This is a genomic window from Galbitalea sp. SE-J8 (genome assembly GCF_030345695.1).
GTDB lineage: Bacteria > Actinomycetota > Actinomycetes > Actinomycetales > Microbacteriaceae > JAUASV01.
Window position 1 is genome coordinate 19,323 of record NZ_JAUASV010000010.1, and the last position, 19,164, is coordinate 38,486.

The window sequence follows — 19,164 nt, forward strand, 5'->3', positions numbered from 1 at the left end:
CGTGGATCAGGCCGCCTGTTCCTGGCTCAGGGCGATGACAGCGTCCGTGAACTCGCGGGTCGTCGCTCGACCGCCGAGGTCGCGCGTGCGGATGCCGCGGGACAGCGCCGAGCGCACGGCGGTGTCCAGCGCAGTCGCCATGTCATGCAGGCGCGGGTCGGCGCTGCGGTCACCCAGCCATTCGAGAAGCATGGCGGCGGAGAGCATCATGCCCGTGGGGTTGGCGACCCCCTGGCCCGCGATGTCCGGGGCGGCGCCGTGCGCCGCCTGTGCCATGGCGACCCCGTCGCCGGCGTTGATCGTCGGGGACAGGCCGATCGAACCGGCGAGCTCGCCGGCAAGGTCCGACAGGATGTCGCCGAACATGTTCTCGGTCAGCACCACGTCGAAGTCGCTGGGACGGCGAACCAGGTTGGCCGTCATCGCGTCGACGAGGCGCTCGTCGACCTCGACATCGGGGTATTCCTCGGCGACCTCGAGCGCGACACGACGGAAGAGACCGCTAGATCGCCGCAGGGCATTCGCCTTGTGCACGACGGTCACCTTGCCGCGTCGTTGCCGCGCGAGGTCGAAGGCGTATCGGGAGATCCGGTCGATTGACCTGCGGGTGAACACGCCGACGCAGAGCGCCGTGTTCTCGTCGGTCATGAACTCGGCGTTGCCCTCGTACATGTTCACCTCGGGGTAGAAGCCCTCGAGGTTCTCCCGCACGATGACGAGATCGATGTCGGAGCCCACGGAGGCGACGCCCGGGATGTTCTTGGACGGTCGCACGTTGGCGAAGAGCTGGAAGCGCTTGCGTAGGCCGCCGTCGTCGGCGCTCTTCCCTTTGATTTCCTTCGGGTAGCTGTTGCCGTCGTTCGGCCCGAGGATCCAGCCGTCGCATCGGTCGAGTTCGGCGAACACCTCGGGGGCGACGGGAACGCCGTAGCGATTGATGGACTCCCACCCGGAGACGAGTGGAACCCATTCGATGACGTCGTGGCCCGCGTTCCGCATCACGGCGTCGATCGCCTCGACGGTGGCCGGCACGATCTCCTTGCCGATGCCGTCGCCCTCGAGGATGCCGAGTCGGTAACTGTTCACGTTGTTCTCCTTGTTTCGAATAAGCATATTGTATGATTTATAGTTGATCGAGTTCGCAGCCCGACGATCACATCGCCGAGGAACGTCCGCCGCCGAAGACCTTCTCGAGGCCGAAGGTGACCTCGATGACGAGGATCAGCACGATCGAGAATCCGATCATTGCCACGGAAACCGCAGCAGCCAGCGGGTCGAAGTTCGTCTGGGCGTAGAAGAACAGCTTCACGGGGAGCAGGTCGTAGTCGGGCGTGACGAAGAAGACCGCGAGCGGCACGCTGTCAAAAGCGATGATGAACGCGAGCAGGAACGCCGAGACGATGCCGGGACCGATCTGCGGAAGCGTGACCCGGACGAAGGCCTGCAGGGCAGAGGCGCCGAGGTTGTTGGCCGCGTTCTCCTGATCGACGTTGAAGTCCACCAGCGTCGCGATCGCGATCCGCAGAACGAACGGGAGATTCACGACCGCGAAGCCGAAGAGCAGCGCCACGGGCGTCGGGCCCTGGCCGAGGCTCGAGAGCACGATCAGCAGCGCGAGGCCAGTGAGCAGCAGTGGGACGAACAGCGGCGACGACCCGTAGAGGAGCAGCGCGGACTTACCGGGGAAGGTGTGGCGCGCGAACGCGACGGCGGCGGGAACGCCGATGGCGATGCTCAACAGTGCGGAGCCTGCGGCCAGTGTGACGCTGTTGATGGATGCCGTCAGAAAGTCAGTCTGCTGAGCGAGTTGCGTGAACCACCTCAGGCTCCAGCCGTGCTCCCACGGGAAGCTGATGAACGAGGCTCCCGTGAACGAGATCGCCGTGACGACGACGAGAGGACTGAGCACGAAGATGATGACCACCGTGCCGATGATCGGTCCGAAGATCCCGATCGCCTTGTTGCTCTTCACCGCTGCACCTCACTTGTAGCGACCCGACCGAGCAGATTGATGGCGGCGACGACGACGGCGATCAGGATGAACAGAACGATGCCGACGGCGGATGCCCGGGCCCAATCGAGATTCGTGATCGCACTCAGGTAGAGCTCGGTACCGAGCACCGGGTTGCTCGTGCCGCCCAGCAGCGAAGCAGTGACGTAGGTGCTGGCCGCGAGCGGGAACACGATCGCACAGCCGGCGATCATGCCCGGCCGACAGAGTGGAAGCACCAGCCGTCCGAGGATCTGGAGTCGACGCGCACCGAGGTCGGATGCTGCATTGACCAGGTCCTCGGAGATGCGGAGCGCGGATGAGAGCAGGCTGAGCACCATGTAACCCAAGAAGATTTGCGTGAGCCCGATGTCGATCGCTGCTTCGGTGTAGAGAATCCGTGGCGGCTCGATGCCGACGAATCGGAGGACGCCGGCGATCAGCCCGTTCGCGCCAAGGATCGACACCCAGCCCAGGGAGCGCACGACGTCGCTCGTGAGCATCGGCGAGAGCATGATCACGATGAGCACGCCGCGAAGGCGTGGCTTGGCCTCCCTGATCCAGAGTGTGATGGGCAGGGCGAGAACGAGGGTCGCGAGCGTGCTCACCGTGGCGACCCGCAGGGTGCGCGCCACGAGGTCCCAGCCGCGCCGGGATCCGAGCAGGTCGACGAATGGGGCGAGCGTGAATCGCGCACTCCCGTCGGCGCCCGTGACGAAGAGGGTGGAGACGGTCATCTGCACGAGGGGGTACAGGAAGACCAGTCCGATGCTGACGACCATGGGCAGCACGAGCCAGTACGGCAGCGTGCGGCCCGATGTCGTGGAGCCTGCCCGTGGCAGGCGTGGCGCTCGACTGCGGCGGATCGCGAAGATGCCGCCGGTAGCGAGGTTGGACGGCTCAGGCGCGGACACAGTGACCGTCCGCGGCATCCCAGTGCAGCCAGATTTCACGGCCCGCCCATGCCTCCGGAGCCGCGCCGGCTCCCGTCACCATGCTGACCTGGAGGGAGACGTCACCGACCCGGGCGGTGATTCCGTAACTGGCGCCGTAGAACGACGAGCTGATGACCGTGCCGCGAAGCACGATGTCGGAATCTGGTCGTGCGACGTCGGTGGAGACGCGGATGTTGCTCGGCGGGATCGTGTACACGGCGGTGGTGGTTCGATCGGGCCCCTCGGTCGTGGCCACGTCGAAGGCTCGGCTGACGAACCGCGCCCCGGTCGCGCTCGGCTCCCAGCTGCCCTCGAGCAGGTTGGTGTGACCGACGAAGTCGGCGACGAACCGATTCGCCGGCCGGGAGTAGATCTGCTGTGGCGTGCCGAACTGCTCGACCCGGCCGCCCCGCATGACGACGACGCGGTCGCCCACTGAGAAGGCCTCTTCGAGATCGTGGGTCACGAGGACAGTAGTGATGCCGACCTGGTCGTGCACCGCGCGAATCTCGTCGCGCACGCTCTTGCGCAGCTTGGCGTCCAGGTTGCTGAGCGGTTCGTCCAGCAGCAGGACGCTCGGTCGCACGACGATCGCGCGCGCAAGTGCCACTCGCTGGCGCATGCCGCCGGACAGTTCCTTCGGGAACTTCTTCTCGGTACCCGTCAGTTGCACCAGTTCGAGCGCCTCGCCCACGCGTCGCATCGTCTCGGCGCGCGCGATCTTGCGCATCCGGAGGCCGAAGGCGACGTTCTCGAACACGCTCATGTGGGGAAAGAGCGCGTAGTCCTGGAAGACCATCGCGGTCTCACGGCGCCGGCTCGGCAGCGTGTCGATGCGCCGTCCGTCTAGATGGATCGCGCCCGCGTCGTTGCGGACGAATCCGGCGATCATGCGAAGGGTGGTGGTCTTTCCGCATCCGGATGGTCCGAGGAAGGCGACGAACTCTCCTTTGGCGATCGAGATGTTCAGGTCGGTCACGGCCGAGTTGTCGCCGAAGTGCTTACTGAGCTTCTCGAGGCGAAGGTGCCCGTCGGACTCGGATCGGTGTCGTGAGTCGGCGGCACCGGGGGAGCATGCGAGGTCGGGAGGCCCGGCGGTCGCGCTGATCGCGGTCATGGGATCGATTCCGTTCTGCTGGGGGTGCGGGGTCAGAGTCGGGACGGGGACGGACCGACGCCGCCCGCCCCCGTGACGCACGATGAGGTGGCTCAGGATGAGAAGGCGGCGTTCCACTGATCGACCCACGTCGGCTGCAACTTCTGCGCTTCGGTGAGGTCGAAGGGACGGACCAGTGTTGCGAGAGCGCCGCCGCCGACCACACCGCGCTTCTCCAGGTCGACGGGAATCGTCACCGACGTGTTGGTCGGCACGTAGTAGGCGTCAGTCATCTGGATCTTCTGGGCATCGGCGGAGGCGAACCAGTTGACTAGCTCTTGAGCGAGCTTGGGGTGCGGCGCGTTGACGGCGATACTCATCGTGCTCGTCGTGTAGAAGGCGCCCTCCTTCGGGACGACGAATCCGAGGTTCTTGCCCTTGTCCTGGAGCGGCAGGGTGCGATTCAGTCCGGCGATCCCGATGTAGTACTGATCCGTCTCCGCTTTCTGGTCCATCCCGGCGGAGTTGCTCTCGAAGTTCGGGAAGCACGCTTTCGCCGACGTGAGCTTCGTCAGGCCGTGCTGGAACAGCCCGTCCAAGTCTGTGTCGCCCGGGTTGGTCGCGGTCGACCCGAGACCGAGGATCGCGAAGACGCCATTGAGTTCGTTGATCTCGGACAGGCCGGTGACGTTGCAATACCTCGGATCGATCAGGTCCTGGTAGCTCGTCGGTGCTGGCCATCCCTCGTCGGCGAACTTGTCGATGTTGTAGTAGATCCCGACGGGGTAGGTGCCGTAGCCCAGCCCGTCGCCGCTCGGAGTGATCCCGACGGGGTCGATCGCGGTGAGGTTGGTGACGATCGAGGGATCGAGCTTCTCCCACGCCCCCTGGCCGCTGGCGACGTACTGCGTCTTGAAGTCGGCGAAGGCGATGTCGTAGGTCTGATGCGACTTGCCGCTGAGCACCTTCGCGACGTTGTTGGCGGGATCGCCCTGGATCCAGTTGATCGTGACGTTGTACTTCTTCTCGAAGCCCGCGGCCGCCTCCTGATTGACGTCGTTGAGGTGCCCCGAGAAGCTCAAGACGTTCATGGTGACCGGTGCGTCCTGGTCGCCGCTCGCGTCGGCGGTGCATCCCGCAGCGGTGAGCAACGCCGTGGTGAGGGCGAGGGTCGCGAGTGCTTGACGTGTGCCGCGCCCAATGCCGCGGGCGGGGGAGCCGGAGCTGTGTTCCGGCGTTCTCGTGGTGATGTTCATTGCCTTCTTACTTCCGTCGTCGTTGGCGGTGGCGCGGAGACCGGCCGAATCGAACGTCCTTGTCCGATCAGTCATATAATATGACTAATCGAGCCGTCGTGCAAGCGCCATCTGGATTCAACTGCAACCCGGCCCAACGAGAGGGCGACCCGCGGTAGCGTCCGTCCACGCGCAGGTCCGGGTCGAAGGGACGACATGAGAGCCGAGCAACTAACCGACGCTGTGACCTTCCACGGCGAGGGACCGGTCTACTGCGATCGCTGGCCGGGACTCCGCTGGGTCGACATGATCGCGGGAGACGTGCTGGAACTGGCGCTCGACGGCACGATCTCACGACACCACGTGGGCTCCGTCGCCGCCGTGATCCGTCCGCGACGGGGAGGGGGCCACGTCATCGCCGACGAGCGGAGGATCGTCGTCGCCGACACTGACGAACTTGACGCGCCCACCCGCGCCCTTCCCGAACTGTGGACCGACACGAGCGTCCGCATGAACGAGGGTGGTTGTGATCCCGCGGGAGCCTTCTACGCGGGCTCCGTGTCGTACCGGCACGATCCCGGCGCGGCGAAGCTGTTCCGCCTGGCTCCGGACTGGTCGATCGATGTCGTACTCGACTCGGTCGGCATCTCGAACGGTCTGGATTGGAGCCCCGACGACACGACCGCGTACTACGTTGACACGGCAGTCGGCAGAATCGACCGTTTCGACTGGGACGAGGCGACTGGACTGCGCGAACGTCGCCCGTTCGTCCGGTTCGAGGACTCGGACGGCTTACCCGACGGGATCGCCGTTGATGAGGAGGGTGGCGTGTGGGTCGCCATGTTCGGCACGGGTGCCGTTCGCCGGTACTCTGCCGACGGCGCGCTCACCGAGGTCATCGCGCTTCCGGTGCGCGGGCCAACGGCAATCGCATTCTCGGGGCCGAATCGTGACCAGCTCGTCATCACCACCACGCGCAAGTCGCTCGATGAGCCGCTCGAGCCGGCATCCGGTGCGCTCTTCACCGCGTGGCCGCAGGTTCGAGGTCTGCGCGTGCGCGAGTTCGCGGGCTGAGAGCGTCCGAATTTCCGGTCTCCACGCTCCACGGGTCGAGAACTTGCGCGCGGTCGTCGTGCCTCGGCATCGGGTCGGCCCGATGCCGCTGGTCGTCCCGCCGAGCGCATCGGCCGCCGCTCTCACCCCGTGCGCCGCACGCGGTACCGCAGGTGGAGCACGCGGTCGCCCTGGATGACGACGTGCGGATCGTCCAGCAGGTGGAAGCCGCTCGTCGAGCCGAAGTAGCGCCGCCCCGTGCCGAACACGACGGGAACCACGTCCATGGCGACCTCGTCGACGAGCCCCGCGGCCAGCGCCTGCCCGCCGGCCTCGCCGGCGGCGAGGGAGACGCTGCGGTCTCCGGCGAGCTCGCGGGCCAGGGCGACGGCCTCGACGACGCCGTCCACGAACGGGTAGGAGGCTTCCGGATGCCAGCCCGCCGGCTTCGGGCGGTGGGACACCACGACGACGTGCTCGCCGACGGGCGGGGTCCCATCCCATCCGTTCATCAGGTCGAACAGCCGGCGACCGATGACCATGGCGCCGATGCTCTCCCAGGTCGACCGCACGTACTCGGCCGACTGCCGCGACATCCGGAAGCTGCCGTCGTCGGTCAGGGCGGTGTCGCCGTTGAAGTACCAGTCGAACAGCGGGCCGATGTCGTCGTTGTCGTCGGCGATGAATCCGTCGACGGATACCACGTTGTGCATGACGACCGTGCTCATGATCGCTCCCTTGCGTCGGTGAGGTTGGACGGTTCAGGTCTACGCGCACGGCGGCGAACGGCCCAGCGATCCGCGCGAGATTTCAGGATGTCGCTGGCGTCGGCATCCGCGGGGCCCCGCCCGGACGTGCGTCAGCCGAGCCCCGCCCAGAACGCGGTGATGTGCTCGGCGACGAGGGCGGGCTGCTCCAGCGGGATGAGCGTGCGCGCCCTCGGCACGGTCACCGCGACCGCGTCGGGAGTGCGGGACGCCGCGTCGATCGCCTCCTCGGTGCTCCAGTCCCCGCGGTCGTCCGAGGCGATGTAGAGGCAGGGCACGCCGATCGCGGCGAGATCGTCGGTGACGTCGCGCCGGTCGAGGATGAACGAGCGCAGCGCGTGCGTCAGGCTTCGCCGGCTCGGGCGTGCGAGGCTCTCGACGACCACCCGGCGGATCGCGTCGTCGTTCGCGGAGGCCTCGGTGAGCATCGCGCCGATGACGGCGTCGCGCACCGGGCCGACCGGACCGGCGACCCGCAGCACCGGCAGCAGGGCCCTGATCCGGGCGCGCAGCGCGGTCCCGATCGGCGCCGCGGGTGCGCTGATCGAGACGAGCGATCGAAGGATGCCGTCGCGCGCCGCGAGCTGGTAGCCCACGTGACCGCCGAACGCGTTGCCGACCCAGTCGACCGGACCCGACACGTCGAGCGCCGCGAGCAGGTCGGTCGCCGCATCCGCTGCCTCCTCGATGCTGCTGCGCCGCAGCAGCGGTTCGCTGAGGCCGAGACCGGGGCCGTCCACGAGCACGAACCGCCGCGCCGTGCCGAGCAGCGGCAGGATCGCGTTCCACGTGCTGCTGTCGACGAACATCGACGGCCAGAGCACGGTGGTCGGCCCGCTGCCGATGGTGCGGACGTGGAGCGCGCCGAGGCGCGTCGGAACGCGCTCGGCCCGCTCGTCGGAGGTGGCGGTCGTCATGGTGGGGTCCGTTCGTCGTGGGGGACTATTTGGGGTTAATCTCTATCACATGAATACCCGGCCGTACAGGATGACGACTCGCGCGGATGCCGCGGCGCGCACCGCCGACCGCATCGCCGACGCGATGCTGCAGCGATTCGCGCAGCTGCCGTACGACCGGATCCGACTCGAGGACATCGCCACGGATGCCGAGGTGACGGTGCAGACGGTGATCCGGCGATTCGGCAGCAAGCCCGAGCTCCTGGTCGCCGTCGTGACGCGCGAGCTCGGCCGAATCGTCGCCGCCCGCGAGTCGGCCGCGGCCGCGAACGCGACCCCGGCCGAGGTCGTGGCGGCTCTGTCCGAGCACTACGAGCGGTATGGCGCGCTGATCCTGAGGACGTACGCGGTGGCCGGTCAGGTCGAGGGGCTCCCGGAGATCGTGGCCCGCGGCCGCGCGTACCACGTCGACTGGTGCCGGCGCGCGTTCGAGGAGCACCTGGAGCACGACACGGATGCGGCGCGCGCCGAACGCCGGCTGGCCCAGGTCGTCGCGGTGTGCGACGCGCGCACCTGGTACATCCTGCGCATCGACTGCGGCCTGGGCCCGGAGCCGACGGCGACCTCGATCGCCGAGCTGCTCTCCCCGCTCCTGCGCACGGCCGCGGCCTGATCGCCGCGCGAGCACTGCTTGCCGTCGCCGTGTCCGAACCATAGGCTGACGCGACCGAAGTAAGACGTCCGAGGTGAATGCACATGGCGCGTACATCACTCGTCGACAACGTGGTCGACCTGGTGATCAGCAAGATCGTCGACGGCACGATATCCCCTGGCGGGGCGATTCCGACCGAGACGGAGCTCGCCGAACAGGCGGACGTGAGTCGGATGACCGTGCGCGAGGCGATCAAGGTACTTCGCGGGCGCGGTGTCATCGAGGTGCGGCGTGGCGTCGGCACGTTTCTCGCGGAGCCGCGCGATTGGACGGACATCGAGACCGTCATGCGGGTGGCCGTCGCGGGGATGGGGTATCGGTCCGCCTCCGAGCAGCTCATCGAGCTGCGTGCCGTCATCGAGGTCAACGCCGCCGAGCTCGCCGCCGTTCGGCGCTCCCGCACGGATGTGGCTCGGATGCGCGAGCTGATCGGTGAGATGCGGGCCTCGCACGCCAGCGGAGACGTCGATGCGTTCGTCCGCCACGACATCGATTTCCACGACGTGGTGCTCGCAGCGACCGACAACGTCTTCCTGCCGGTGGTGCTGCGTTCGCTCGGCAAACTTCTCTACTCCGGACGCCACCAAACGTCAGAGGTTGCGGTGATCCGCGAACACGCAATCGAGTTCCACGTCGGGGTCTGCGACGCGATCGAGCGCGGCGACGCGACGGGCGCCCAAGCGATGATGAAGTCGCACATGGATCAGACGATGCACGACCTCAAACGGCACGTGCTCGGGATCGGTTCTGCCGACGGTCGAGATTTCGAACGCGCGGCCCCGCCCGCTTGACGGTGCTCTCAGGCGGTCAATACGATGCCAGACATCAGATGTCGATGACGCGTCGGAGGGTCCATTGTCGTACCGATCTAATCCGCTGGAGGGTGCGGCGGAGTCCGTGCAGGTCGACGCACCCGTCGTCGCGGCGGGCTTCACAGCGCTGCGGATGACCCTGGTCGTGCTCGACGACGATCCGACCGGGACACAGTCGGTGGCGAACCTGCCCGTCCTCACCCGGTGGACGTCGGACGACATCCGTTGGGCGCTCGACCAGCGTCCGGCGGCGTTCTACGTACTCACGAACACGAGGAGCCTCGACCCGGACCGGGCAGTCAGTCGCGTCCGCGCCGTCGTGCGCCAGGTCATCGAGGTCGCGCGCGAGCGTGGCGTCGATGTGCGATTCGTCAGCCGAGGCGATTCGACCCTGCGGGGCCACTTCCCGCTCGAGACCGACGCGATCGTCGATGAGATCCGGGCCGCCGGAGAACCGGCTCCGGATGCGACGCTCCTGATTCCGGCGTTCCCGGAGGCGGGGCGGATCACGGTCGACAGCATCCACTACGCCCGCACGGACCAGGGGCTCGTGCCGGTCGGCGACTCGGAGTTCGCACGAGACCGCACGTTCGGCTTCTCCGCCTCCGACCTGCGGGACTACGTGGAAGAGAAGACTCACGGCGCGGTCTCGGCGCGCTCGGTTCATGCCGTGACGTTGCGGACTCTGCGGACGGGAGTGCAGCGCACCGTCGACGAACTGCGCGCGACAGCGTCCGGCATCGTGGCCGTCGATGCCGCCGAGGAGAACGATCTGCTGGTGCTCGCGGCCGCGCTGAACGTCGTCGAAGGGGAGGGGACGCGCTACCTCTACCGGGTCGGCCCGCCGCTCGTTCGGGCCCGCGTCGGGCAGCAGATCCAGCCGCCTATCGACGCGGCGGACGGCAGGGCCTGGCGCAGACGGTTCCCCGACGTGACCACAGCGCACGGACTCGTGGTCGTCGGCTCGCACGTCGGGGTCAGCTCACGCCAGCTTCGGGCGGTGCGGGAGATGCCGACGCCGCCGAGCTTCGTCGAACTCGACGTCACCGCCCTGACCGCGACCTCCGAACCTGACCGCGCCCTGTCGATCGTGAGCGATCTCGCCGCCGACGTGGTGCGAGCGCTGCGTTCGGGTGCTGTCGTGCTGCACACCAGTCGCGCACTGCTCTCGGGACCGACCCCCGAGGGCAGCCTCGAGATCGCCCGCACCGTGTCGGCCGCTCTCGTGCACATCGTGCGCGCTGTGCTCGCCCAGGTGACGCCGTCGTACGTGCTCGCCAAGGGTGGCATCACGTCGAGCGACATCGCCACGGAGGGCCTGGACATCACCCGTGCCACGATCGTCGGGCCGTTGCTGCCCGGCATGGTCTCGCTGTGGAGAGCCGAGTCCGGACTCGTCGAGGGCATGCCGTACGTGGTCTTTCCGGGCAACGTCGGCGGCGACGAATCCCTGCGGAGCGTCATCGACATGCTCGAGGCGGCGACCGCGCCGCCGGTGATTGCCGAAGCGAGTGACATCGAGCGACGCGCGGACGAGAGGGTGCGGCAATGAGGTCGAATGTCGCCGAGATCGCCGCGGATGCGCTGGACGCTCGGTCTGCTGCTCCCGCGCTCACCGCCTACGACACCACCAGCGCGCTCGGAGCAATTCATGCCGCCGAGGATGCGGGCTTGGGCATCATCCTGCTGGTCGCCCCGCGTTCGGCGGCGAGCCGGGGCGGTCTAGAGCTGATCGGTTCGCTTCGCGTTCTCGCGGATGCCGCATCCGTGCCCGTCGCTGTGCAGCTCGACCACGCGAAGGAGACATCGCTCATCGCAGCCGCGGTCGATGCCGGTGCGGATTCCGTGCTCGCGGACGGCTCGGCACTGCCGCTCGACGACAACATCGCGTTCGTCTCCAGCGTCGTTGCTCTCGTCGCGCAGCGTGGAGTTCCGGTCGAGGCGGAACTCGGACATCTTGCCGGGGACGAAGATCGCGCGTACGCGGTGGAGGTCGGCGGCTTCACGGACGTCGGCCGGGTGTCCGCGTTCGTGAGAGACACCGGTGCTGCGCTGTTCGCACCCGCGGTGGGCAACGCGCACGGGCTCTACACCGGAGTGCCCGAGCTGCACTGGGAGCTGCTCGACGCGATTCGGGACGCGTCGCCCGTGCCGCTCGTGCTGCACGGCGCATCCGGCATCGGACGGACCGACCTCGCCCGGTCGGCCGCGTTCGGCATCGGCAAGGTGAACTTCAATACGGAACTTCGAACGGCGATCCTCGGCCGGATCACGGACGTCCTGCCGTCGGCACGGGCCGACGGCGAAGACATGCTCGCGGTGCTCGGAGCCTGGCATGACGCGGCGTACGGCTTCGTGAGCGACATGCTCGCGCTCCTCGGCGGACCGAGGCGGGCGCCATGACGAGCCGAACGGCCGCCGTTCGAGATTTCGAACTGCGGCTTGTCCCGAGCCCCACACCCTCATGTTCTATGTAGCTGGACCAACGGAGGTCACGATGGACAACGAAGTCATTTCCCTCATCGAGCTGCCCGGCCTGCTGCCGGCAGGGGCGGCGCTCACGAAGCTCGCGACCGGTGCCACCTGGTCGGAAGGGCCGGTGTACCTTCCTCAGCGCAACAGCGTGCGCTGGAGCGACATCCCCGGCAACCGCATCCTCGAGTACTCGATCGACGATCGCGAGCTGTCGGTCTACCGGGATGGCGTGGAATTCACGAACGGCCGAACGCTCGACCGCGACGGCAGCACGGTCCAGTGCTCGCACGGTCGCCGGGCGATCGAACGCGACGTAGACGGTGTGGTCACGGTTCTCGTCGACCGCTATCGCGGCGCGCGACTGAACTCGCCGAACGACGTGATCATCGACGACGACGGCTCGATTTGGTTCACGGATCCGCCCTACGGAATCACCGTCGCCGCCGAGGGACATCCGGGTGATGCCGAGTACCGGGACCACTTCGTCTTTCGCTTCGATCCGGTGACCGGTGACCTCCACCCGGTGGTCACCGATGTCGAGGAGCCGAACGGCCTCGCGTTCTCGCCCGATCGCTCGACGCTCTACGTCTCGGATACGTCGGTGCTGTCCGAGCCGTGGTGGGGCAAGGGCAACCACCACATCCGCGCCTACGACGTCGTCGGCAACCGCTGCAAGAACGGCAGGACCTTCGTGACGATCGACGAGGGCGTCTCCGATGGCTTCCGTGTCGACACGGAGGGCCGGGTGTGGACATCGACGCTCACGGGCGTGCGGATCTACTCGCCGGAGGGCGACGAGGTCGGGCGGTTCCCGGTGCCCGAGAAGGTCGGGAACCTCTGTTTCGGCGGGCCGGACGGCACAGACCTGTTCATCGCAGCGACGACGAGCCTCTACACCGTGCCGACGCTGACCAGGTCGGCGGCCGATTGGAGCGTGCGTCCGACGCGCGAGGTGGTGCACTCGTGACGCTCATCGACATCGAGGCGGACACCCTCCGGAACACCCCCGCGCCCGCGGTGGGCCGGGCGGTGCGGGTGCTCGACTTCATGGCGAAGCAGCATTCGCCCGTGACCGTGACCCAGGTCGCGGATGCGCTTGACCTGGCGAAGTCCTCGGTTTCCAACCTGATGACGACGCTCGACGCGACCGGCATGGTGCGCCGCGTCGCGAGAGGCTGGGTGCTCGGCTACCGCGTGCTCGAGCTCGGCCAGTCCGCTCTCGCCTCATCCGATCTCATCGCGGAGTTCCGACGCCTCGTCGCGAAGTTCCCCACCCTGCGCCGCGAAACCGTGCTGCTCGCGGTGCTCGATGACGTCGACGTGCTCTTCGTCGCCCGTCACAACGGGCAGCAGCCGATTCGGCTCGCGACCGACATCGGCAGGCGGTTGCCTGCGGTTGTGACCGCGCTCGGAAAGTCCATGCTCGCGGCACTCCCCGAGGCCGAGATGCGTTCGCGACTCGACCGCCTTCCCCGGCTTCCGCAGATCACGGATCACTCGCTCCGCACCCGGGACGAGCTCCTCGCTGATCTCGACGCCGTCAGTGCGCGAGGCTACGCGGTCGACGACCAGGAGAACACGATCGGCGTCACCTGTTTCGGCGTGGCGGTGCCCGGCCTGCGGCAGAGCGTTGCCGTCAGCACGACGTTGCTCTCCGACCGGGTCACCAGCAGGCTCCGGGCTCAGCTCATCAACGAACTGCAACAACTTGCGGCCCAGCTCGGCGGGGTGACCCATGACTGAGCGTGAAGCTATCGCGGATGTGGCCGGATCGCAGCCCGTCGGCGCCATCCCGCTGCTCGAGATCCGCAATCTCAACAAGTCGTTCTACGCGACGCGAGCGGTGCGGGACGTCTCGCTCACGATCGATCAGGGCGAGATCGTGTCGCTGCTTGGCGAGAACGGCGCGGGCAAATCGACCGTGATCAAGATGCTCGCGGGCGTGTACCGCCCGGACAGTGGTGAGATCCTGCTCTCCGGGGCGAACGTCGACGATCCCGGCGTGCGCAAACAGGTCTCGATCGTGCACCAGAACCTCGGCCTCATCGACTGGATGACCGTATCGGAGAACATCGCTCAGGTGCTCGGCTATCCGAAGCGCGCTGGGTTCATCAGCTCGAAGGGCATGACCAGGCAGGCCGAGGAGGTGCTTGCCACCGTCGGCGGCGGAATCGACCCGGATGCGCGGATCTTCGATCTACCGCGCACGGAGCGCAGCCTCCTCGCGATCGCCCGGGCGCTCGTGTCGAAGCCGAAGCTGCTCGTCCTCGACGAGCCCACCGCGTCGTTGCCGCAGGCCGACGTCGAGCGGCTCTTCGACGTGCTGCGCACCCTGCGCAACACCGGCGTCGGCATGATCTACGTCTCGCATCGGCTCGATGAGATCTACGAGATCTCGTCCCGCACCATTGTCATGCGCAACGGTGCCGTCGTCGGAAATCGTCGTGTCGAGGGGCTCAGCCACGGCGAGCTCGTGCAGCTCATCGTCGGGCACGACACCGTCAACCCGGCCTTCGATCCGCCGCACCGCACGGAGCGGCTGCGGCTCGACGACGTCGTCATCGGCGCGATCGGACCCGTGTCCCTCTCGGCTCGGGAGGGCGAGGTGGTGGCGCTTTGCGGACTTCGCGGCGCAGGACAGGAGCAGCTCGGCCGCGCCATCGTCGGCGCCACGAAGATCGACTCCGGGCGAATGACCCTCTCCAACGAGCGCTTCGCGCCGCGGAGTCCGCACCATGCGGTCGCACGAGGCGTCGGCTTCGCGACGTCGAATCGAGAGACCGAGTCGGTTGGAGCCGGTCTCTCGGTGACCGAGAACCTGTTTCTCAATCCGCAGGTGTGGTCGCGGAAGTGGTGGCAGTTCTCGAAGGCCAGCACCGAACGACGGACCGCCTACGAGTACATCCGGCGGTTCGGCGTGCGGCCCGACGACCCTGACCTGCCGCTCGACACCTTCTCCGGTGGCAACCAGCAGAAGGTGATCCTGGCGCGGTGGTTCGGCGTCGGTCGCACGCTCGTCGTGCTCGAGGAGCCGACCATGGGTGTGGACGTCGGGGTGAAGGGCGACATCTACCTCCTGCTGCGTGACGCCGCACGGGAGGGCACAACCGCGGTCGTCGTCTCGACCGACATGGAAGAGGTGGCGACGATTGCCCACCGCGCGATCGTGTTCGGCAGGGGGAAGGTCGTCGCGGAGATCAGCGGACCCGACCTCACGATCGCCAACCTCGTCGCCGCCGCCTCCAACCTCGACCGGCGTGCAGAACTCGAGGGCCCAGCGAACGAATCCGACCCAGCATCCGAATCTAGCCCAGCGCTCGAAACCGCTGTCTCGACAGCATCCGTGCTCGAAGGGAGCGCACAATGACCATGAAAACGTCGCTGACGTCGACAGCGCTGGAACCACCCAAGGGCACGCCCTGGTATCGAAAGCTGTTCTCGGTCTACGGCATGGTGATGCTCACCCTGCTGCTGGCCGCCGTGTTCTCGATCGCCAAGCCCGAATCGTTCGCGACGCTGCTCAACTTCCAGCTGCTCGCCTCGAGCAAGTCGGCACTGCTCATCCTCGCGCTCGCGGTCACGGTGCCGATGGTTGCCGGCAAGATCGATCTGTCGATCGGGTACGGGGTCGGTCTCTGGCAGGTCATGGCGCTGCAGCTGCAGCTGCTCGGCCTCGACTATCGCCTCGCGATCCTGCTGTGTCTCGTCGGCGGTGCATTCATCGGCCTGTTCAACGCGCTGCTCGTCGAACTCGCCCAGGTGGACGCTTTCATCGCCACTCTCGCGACCGGGCAGGTGATCTACGCGATCACCTACTGGGTCACCAACGGACGTCAGGTGACGGATAGCAGCGGCGTGCGGGCGGTGGGCTTCGACGCCCTCGCGACCTGGTCGCTGGGGCCGATCCCCGGCCCGTTCATCGTCGCCGCTCTGCTGGGCGTTCTGCTCTGGATCGTGCTGCAGTACCTGCCGCTCGGCCGGTACCTTTACGCGGTCGGCGCCAACCCCAAGGCCGCCGAGCTCACCGGCATCTCGCGTCGACGCTACGTCGTTCTGGCCATGGTCGTGTCGGGCGTGCTGACCGCGGTGGCCGGGGTGCTGCTCTCGGCACGGCAGGCCGGGGTCGCCCAGGCGAACATCGGTCCGGAGTACCTGCTGCCGGCGCTCACCGCCGCGTTCCTCGGGTCGACGACGATCAAGCCGGGGCGGGTGAACGCCCTCGGCACCATCCTCGGTGTCACCATTGCCACGATCGGTATCTCGGGACTGCAGCAGCTGATACCCGGACAGTTCTTCCTCGAGCCGCTGTTCAACGGACTCACGCTCGTCGCGGCGATCACCATCGCGTCGCTGGCGTCGCGAAGGCGGGCGAGCCGAGCCGACGAGGTCGTGACCTCCACCGACGAACAGAACCCGTCCGGCGGCGGCGCGGTGACGGATGCCGACCCGGCCCCGCCGGACCCGCTCGCCACCACGGTCGGCGACCCCGTCGCATCCGCGTACCGGGCGAACTCCGCCCACGCCGCGCCCGAGGTCGTGTCGTCGGTGCGGCACTGATCTGAGCAGGCAGATCCCATCCGCGTCGCCAGAGTCGAAGCAGAGGCGCTTCGCCCAACCGAGAGAGATGCACCATGAATACGAAGAAGTATCGGATTATGAGGAACCACAAGCTTGCGTTCGTGGCGAGCGTGGCAGTGCTCGGCATCGCCACCATGTCCGGCTGTGCCAGCGACTCCGTGGCACAGGCCGGTGGCGGAAACCCGTCGTCGTCGAGCGGTCCGGCGGCCGACTTCTCATCGATCATCCCGAGCGGCGACATCGTTGCCGCGTCGAAGGAGATCGTCGAGAAGAGCCTGACCGCGAGCGACGGATTCACCCCGCTCTCGACCGGTCCCACGGCGCAGAAGGGCAAGACCATCGCGTTCGTGGGCGCCGATCTCACGAACGGTGGAATCAACACGGTGGCCGAGGGCATGAAGGAGCCGATCAAGGCCATCGGCTGGACGATGAACGTGTACGACGGCAAGGCCACCGTGCAGGGACACACCGACGCGATCCACCAGGCGATCGCCTCGCATCCCGATGCGATTGTGCTCGGCGGCGTCGACGCGACCGAACAGGCATCGTCGGTCAAGGAGGCCAGCGACGCCGGAATCCCGCTCGTCGGCTGGCATTCCGCCGACGAAGTCGGGGCGGTGAAGGGTCTCTTCGACAACATCTCGACCGACCCGCTCGTGGTCGCGCAGCTCGCGGCCGCGTACGCGGTGGCGGATTCCGACGGGAAGGCCGGGGTCGCGATCTTCCGCGACAGTCAGTACTCCGTCGCGGTGCGCAAGGCCGAGGCGATGGCGGCGTACGTACGTGCGTGCTCCGGCTGCTCGGTGCTCGAGGAGATCGATTCGCCGATCGCCGAATCCGACTCGCGCATGCCTGGCGTCATCTCCAACCTGCTTCAGCAGTATGGCGACAAGCTCAACTACCTGCTCGCGATCAACGGCAACTACTACGGCGGCGCCCAACAGGCCCTTCGCGCCGCGGGCAAGGACCCCGCGGGCCCGCCGAAGGCGATCGCGGCCGGCGACGGCGACGCCGCCGAGTTCCAGCGCATCCGCGACGTCGACTACCAGGCGGTGACCGTCGCCGAGCCGCTGCTGCTGCAGTCCTGGCAGATCGTCGACGAGCTCAACCGGGCCCTATCGGGCGAATCCAACTCCGGGTTCGTCGCCGCACCGGGACTCGTCGACAAGTCGAACGTTCCGCAAGAGGGGTCGTCGATCTTCGACCCCAAGAGCGGCTATCGCGACGTGTACAAGAAGGTCTGGGGCGTCAAGTAGCCGTTAGACCGGACACGAGGGGTGAGCGGTCGGCACGCCACTCACCCCTCGTGTCCCGAGGGCCCGCTCCACCTCGACGAGAGGAAACCATGACCGAACGTCGACCGCGCGTCGTCGTCGCGACGCCGCTCTCGCCCGAGCTCTGCGATCTGATCGTGCGGGCCGAGCCGCGGATCGATCTCGTCTGCGACCAGACTCTGCTGCCGCCGATGCGGCACCCCGCGGATTTCGAAGGGGACCCGGGGTTCACTCGTTCGCCGACCGAGCAGCGCGCCTTCGACGACCTCGTCGACAGCGCCGACGTGCTCTACGGCATCCCGGACGTCAAGCCGGGGGCGCTGCATCGCACGGTGAACGCGAATCCGAAACTCCGCTGGGTGCACGTCATGGCGGCCGGCGGCGGCGGGCAGGTGCGAGCCGCTGGTCTCACGCCGACCCAGCTCGACCGGATCGTGTTCACGACCTCGAACGGAGTGCACGGCGCTCCGCTCGCCGAATTCGCGGTGTTCGGCGTGCTCGCGGGGGCGAAGCGGCTCGATCGACTTCGACGGGACCAGGTGGCGCACCGCTGGCCGGAACGCTGGATGATGCGGCAGGTGAGCGAGCAGACCGTCCTCGTGCTGGGTCTCGGCGGCATCGGGGCACACGTCGTCGCGAAACTCACAGCGCTGGGCGCGACGGTCATCGGGGTCAGTAGGCACCCGATCGATCTGCCGGGCGTCGATCGGATCGTCTCACCGGACGACCTGGCGGATGTCGTCGGCGACGTCGATGCGATCGTCACGAGCCTGCCGGGCACGGACAGCACTGCGCGACTGATCGGCGCGGAGGTGCTCGAGCGGGTGAAACCGGGCGTCACGATCGTCAACGTGGGCCGCGGCACCGTCGTCGATGAACCGGCCCTTATCTCGGCGCTTCGGGATGGACGTGTCGGATTCGCCGCGCTCGACGTCGTCGCCGAAGAGCCGCTGTCGCCGGAGAGTGCGCTGTGGGACGCGCCGAACGTGCTCCTCAGCCCGCACACGGCAGCCCTCAGCGACACGGAGGATCGGCTCATCGCCGAGCTGTTCGCCGCCAACGCGACGCGTTACATCGACGGCGCCCCGCTGCTCAACCGAGTGAACACCGTCGAATTCTATTGATCAGACGCACTTCAGAGAGGAACGATAGTGCGAATCGCTCGACTCGCGACCGACGGCGGCCCCCGTCACGCCGTGCTGGAATCGGACGGCGCTTGGCGGGTGGTCGAATCGCCCTTCTTCGCGGGACCGCGCGCCGCACCCCTGGAGGGAGCGACGGGCGTCGGAGCGCGAATTCCCGGTGCCGCCGCGGTGTTTCTCGCCCCCGCGACGCCTCGGA

At 67.6% G+C, this 19,164-nt stretch carries 18 protein-coding genes; 11 read left to right on the top strand and 7 right to left on the bottom strand.

Annotated elements, in window-relative coordinates; all coding sequences use genetic code 11:
* Nucleotides 1-6: 6 nt before the first annotated feature.
* The 5 genes from QT381_RS08250 to QT381_RS08270 all read right to left on the bottom strand — a co-directional run bounded on the left by QT381_RS08250 (nucleotide 7) and on the right by QT381_RS08270 (nucleotide 5,277).
* The gene (locus QT381_RS08250; RefSeq protein ID WP_289248418.1) at nucleotides 7-1,113 is read right to left on the bottom strand and encodes an isocitrate/isopropylmalate dehydrogenase family protein; all 1,107 of its coding nucleotides are present in this window, start codon (nucleotides 1,111-1,113) and stop codon (nucleotides 7-9) included.
* 40 nt (nucleotides 1,114-1,153) lie between these two features.
* Entirely contained in the window at nucleotides 1,154-1,972 is an 819-nt protein-coding gene (locus QT381_RS08255; protein WP_289248419.1) for an ABC transporter permease, read from the bottom strand.
* Nucleotides 1,969-2,904 (bottom strand): ABC transporter permease, encoded by a 936-nt coding sequence (locus tag QT381_RS08260; protein ID WP_289248420.1) that lies wholly within the window; start codon nucleotides 2,902-2,904, stop codon nucleotides 1,969-1,971. The genes QT381_RS08255 and QT381_RS08260 overlap by 4 nt, the downstream gene beginning before the upstream one ends.
* Nucleotides 2,891-4,042, bottom strand: coding sequence for an ABC transporter ATP-binding protein (locus QT381_RS08265; protein ID WP_289248421.1), 1,152 nt, complete (start codon nucleotides 4,040-4,042; stop codon nucleotides 2,891-2,893). The genes QT381_RS08260 and QT381_RS08265 overlap by 14 nt, the downstream gene beginning before the upstream one ends.
* Nucleotides 4,043-4,134: 92 nt before the next feature.
* Nucleotides 4,135-5,277 carry an ABC transporter substrate-binding protein gene (locus QT381_RS08270; protein ID WP_289248423.1) on the bottom strand — a complete coding sequence of 381 codons (1,143 nt, stop codon included), beginning with the start codon at nucleotides 5,275-5,277 and terminating at the stop codon, nucleotides 4,135-4,137.
* Nucleotides 5,278-5,472: 195 nt separating this feature from the next.
* Here QT381_RS08270 and QT381_RS08275 point away from each other — a divergent pair, with 195 nt between their 5' ends.
* Nucleotides 5,473-6,330, top strand: coding sequence for an SMP-30/gluconolactonase/LRE family protein (locus QT381_RS08275; protein ID WP_289248425.1), 858 nt, complete (start codon nucleotides 5,473-5,475; stop codon nucleotides 6,328-6,330).
* Nucleotides 6,331-6,452: 122 nt separating this feature from the next.
* On the opposite strand, the gene QT381_RS08280 is transcribed toward QT381_RS08275, so the two are convergent.
* On the bottom strand, nucleotides 6,453-7,037 hold the full coding sequence (locus QT381_RS08280; protein ID WP_289248426.1) for a dihydrofolate reductase family protein: 585 nt from the start codon (nucleotides 7,035-7,037) through the stop codon (nucleotides 6,453-6,455).
* 131 nt (nucleotides 7,038-7,168) lie between these two features.
* Nucleotides 7,169-7,993, bottom strand: a complete 825-nt coding sequence (locus tag QT381_RS08285; RefSeq protein ID WP_289248427.1) for an alpha/beta fold hydrolase — start codon at nucleotides 7,991-7,993, stop codon at nucleotides 7,169-7,171.
* Between the two features lie 70 nt (nucleotides 7,994-8,063).
* Here QT381_RS08285 and QT381_RS08290 point away from each other — a divergent pair, with 70 nt between their 5' ends.
* The 10 genes from QT381_RS08290 to QT381_RS08335 all read left to right on the top strand — a co-directional run bounded on the left by QT381_RS08290 (nucleotide 8,064) and on the right by QT381_RS08335 (nucleotide 18,947).
* Nucleotides 8,064-8,645: a TetR/AcrR family transcriptional regulator gene (locus QT381_RS08290; protein ID WP_289248428.1), complete on the top strand. Its 582-nt coding sequence runs from the start codon at nucleotides 8,064-8,066 to the stop codon at nucleotides 8,643-8,645.
* An 83-nt stretch (nucleotides 8,646-8,728) separates the two neighbouring features.
* A complete protein-coding gene (locus QT381_RS08295) occupies nucleotides 8,729-9,475 on the top strand; it encodes a FadR/GntR family transcriptional regulator (protein ID WP_289248429.1) in 747 nt (248 codons plus the stop codon).
* 106 nt (nucleotides 9,476-9,581) lie between these two features.
* Nucleotides 9,582-11,048, top strand: a complete 1,467-nt coding sequence (locus QT381_RS08300) for a four-carbon acid sugar kinase family protein (RefSeq protein ID WP_289248430.1) — start codon at nucleotides 9,582-9,584, stop codon at nucleotides 11,046-11,048.
* A complete protein-coding gene (locus tag QT381_RS08305) occupies nucleotides 11,045-11,899 on the top strand; it encodes a class II fructose-bisphosphate aldolase (RefSeq protein WP_289248431.1) in 855 nt (284 codons plus the stop codon). The genes QT381_RS08300 and QT381_RS08305 overlap by 4 nt, the downstream gene beginning before the upstream one ends.
* Nucleotides 11,900-11,993: 94 nt before the next feature.
* Nucleotides 11,994-12,938 (top strand): SMP-30/gluconolactonase/LRE family protein, encoded by a 945-nt coding sequence (locus tag QT381_RS08310; protein ID WP_289248432.1) that lies wholly within the window; start codon nucleotides 11,994-11,996, stop codon nucleotides 12,936-12,938.
* Nucleotides 12,935-13,714, top strand: coding sequence for an IclR family transcriptional regulator (locus tag QT381_RS08315; protein WP_289248433.1), 780 nt, complete (start codon nucleotides 12,935-12,937; stop codon nucleotides 13,712-13,714). The genes QT381_RS08310 and QT381_RS08315 overlap by 4 nt, the downstream gene beginning before the upstream one ends.
* The gene (locus QT381_RS08320; RefSeq protein ID WP_289248434.1) at nucleotides 13,707-15,338 is read left to right on the top strand and encodes a sugar ABC transporter ATP-binding protein; all 1,632 of its coding nucleotides are present in this window, start codon (nucleotides 13,707-13,709) and stop codon (nucleotides 15,336-15,338) included. The genes QT381_RS08315 and QT381_RS08320 overlap by 8 nt, the downstream gene beginning before the upstream one ends.
* On the top strand, nucleotides 15,335-16,528 hold the full coding sequence (locus QT381_RS08325) for an ABC transporter permease (protein ID WP_289248435.1): 1,194 nt from the start codon (nucleotides 15,335-15,337) through the stop codon (nucleotides 16,526-16,528). Before QT381_RS08320 ends, QT381_RS08325 begins: the two co-directional genes overlap by 4 nt.
* 122 nt (nucleotides 16,529-16,650) lie before the next feature.
* A complete protein-coding gene (locus QT381_RS08330; RefSeq protein ID WP_289248436.1) occupies nucleotides 16,651-17,805 on the top strand; it encodes a substrate-binding domain-containing protein in 1,155 nt (384 codons plus the stop codon).
* 89 nt (nucleotides 17,806-17,894) lie between these two features.
* Nucleotides 17,895-18,947: a D-2-hydroxyacid dehydrogenase gene (locus tag QT381_RS08335; protein ID WP_289248437.1), complete on the top strand. Its 1,053-nt coding sequence runs from the start codon at nucleotides 17,895-17,897 to the stop codon at nucleotides 18,945-18,947.
* The last annotated feature ends 217 nt before the right edge of the window (nucleotides 18,948-19,164 follow it).